Source organism: Streptomyces sp. N35 (genome assembly GCF_016464295.1).
Classification (GTDB): Bacteria; Actinomycetota; Actinomycetes; order Streptomycetales; family Streptomycetaceae; genus Streptomyces.
Genome location: NZ_JAEIMH010000002.1, coordinates 214,788 through 216,747 on the forward strand (window position 1 = coordinate 214,788; position 1,960 = coordinate 216,747).

The following is a 1,960-nucleotide window of genomic DNA, read 5'->3' on the forward strand; positions in this document are numbered from 1 at the left end:
TGGCCCCCGACTCCCACGAGTCGTGACGGGGGCGCCGGTGGACGTGCTGTGTGCCGTGCTCTGCGGCCCGGATGTCAGGCGACGGTGTACATCGAGCCCCAGCCGCTGTTGAGCTTCACCGACGGGGCGAAGATCTCCGTGGTGGCCTTTCCGGTGCCCTTCAGGAGGTACAGCGAGCCGCTGGTCGAGCGGGCGACGAGGTCGGCCTTGCCGTCCCCGTTCACATCGCCGGGAGTGACGAGCAGGTTGTACGCCGCCCAGTTGGAGCGCACCTTCACGGGCGCCTCGAACGGAGCGGTGGACTTGCCGGTGCCCTTGACCAGGTACAGGTCGTTGGTGCCACCACGCCGGACCAGCAGGTCGGACTTGCCGTCGTTGGTGTAGTCACCGTTGCCGCGGACCTGGTTGTACACCTGGTAGCCCGTGGCCGCCTTCGTCGCCGTGGCGAACGTGCCGTTGCCGTAGCTCGGGTACACCATCAGGTCACCGGTCGACGTCACGGCGACGATGTCGCCCTTGCCGTCGCTGTTCACATCGCCAGGAGCGGCGAAGGCCCGCACCGTCTTCCAGTTGCTGAAGATCTTCGTCTTCACATACGTGGAGCTGCTGACCGAGCGGTGCAGCCAGTAGACGTTGCCCGTCGAAGCCTCACGCGCGATCAAGTCCTCGTAGCCGTCCCGGTTCAGGTCCGTCTGCACGATGAAGTTGTACGCGCTGTACGAGCCCGGGAAGGTCTTGCGCGCGGCGAGCGACTCACCGAGCGAGGTGTAGGTGTAGCCGGTGCTGCCCGTGGTGCGGGCGAAGAGATCGGCCTTCGTGTCCCGGCTGAAGTTGGTGTCGTTGATGCGCGGCTGGATGGCCGGACTGTACGTGGAGACCTTGGTGTAGGCGTCGTACGTGCCGGTGACGTTGCATACCCGCGATCCCTGGATCGGTCCCCAGGAAGTGATGCCGATGATGCGGCCGCTGACGATCAGGGGACCGCCGGAGTCTCCCTTGCAGGTGCCCGAGCCGGTCGTGTCATCGCCCGTGCCGCCCGCGCCGGCGCAGATCATGTGGCCGGGCTTGTACTGGACCGGATCACCCGGCCCGGTCAGGCCCGTCGCGCACTCAGCGTCGGAGCGCAGCGGCTGGTCGAGGCGTTGCAGGACGTCCGCGAGCCGACCGGTGTCCGCGTTGCCCGTGGTCAGACCCCAGCCGTAGGTGGTGGCCGTGGTTCCGGCCGCGTAGCGAGCCGCGTCGCCGTACGAAGCGGGCTGAGCCGTCTTGTACGGGAGCGGCTTCGACAGCGTCAGTATCGCGACGTCGTTGTCGATGGTGGCCGGATTGTAGGAGCCCGCACGGTACACACGGGAGACGTTGACCGCCGTCCCTTCGCGGTTGCTGCCGGTCCCGCCGACCAGCTTTGCGGTACCGCCGAGGACCAAGCCCCGGCCCGCGTAGTCCATGACGCCGTTCTCGTCGGTGACGCAGTGTGCCGCCGTGAGCACCTTGTTCGGGGCGATGAGGGTGCCGCCGCAGGTGAAGTAGTAGAGGCCGTCGTTATCCCACTCGAAAAGGAGCTGCACCATCCAGGGCGCGCTGCTGTGCGAGGTCGAGGAGCCGCCGATGATCTTCGGGGACGCCGAGGCCGTCTGGACCACCTCCACACCCTTGGGCGGCAGGAACTCCGGCCCGCTTTCCTCGGCCTGAGCAGTAAGGGCCAGACCTCCCCCGAGCAGAGCCAGAGCCGCGACACCCGCGGATATGAGTCTGCGCATCTTCTTCACTGGTCTGCCGTGACGCGACATACGCACGCAATTCTCCTGCAATTCAAGGGATTTCAGAGAGTGCCGCGTGGGGGGATAGGAACGGCTGACCGATATTACATGCAGAAATCCGCCCCCGCCCCCCAGGGGCGGGGGGGGGTTCGGGGGGAGGTGGGGGTTGTGGTCTCCGAAGGGGGGAGGGGGTGGTGGGG

General features: G+C 67.0%; 1 protein-coding gene. It reads right to left on the reverse strand.

What is annotated here, in order from left to right; translation table 11 throughout:
• Positions 1 to 74 precede the first annotated feature (74 nt).
• Positions 75 to 1,760, reverse strand: coding sequence for a trypsin-like serine protease (locus JAO81_RS01870; protein WP_199545930.1), 1,686 nt, complete (start codon positions 1,758 to 1,760; stop codon positions 75 to 77).
• Between the last annotated feature and the right edge of the window lie 200 nt (positions 1,761 to 1,960).

Excerpts from the sequence above, each read along its gene's own strand:
- JAO81_RS01870 (WP_199545930.1), bottom strand. The coding sequence starts at position 1,760 with ATGCGCAGACTCATATCCGCGGGTGTCGCGGCTCTGGCTCTGCTCGGG.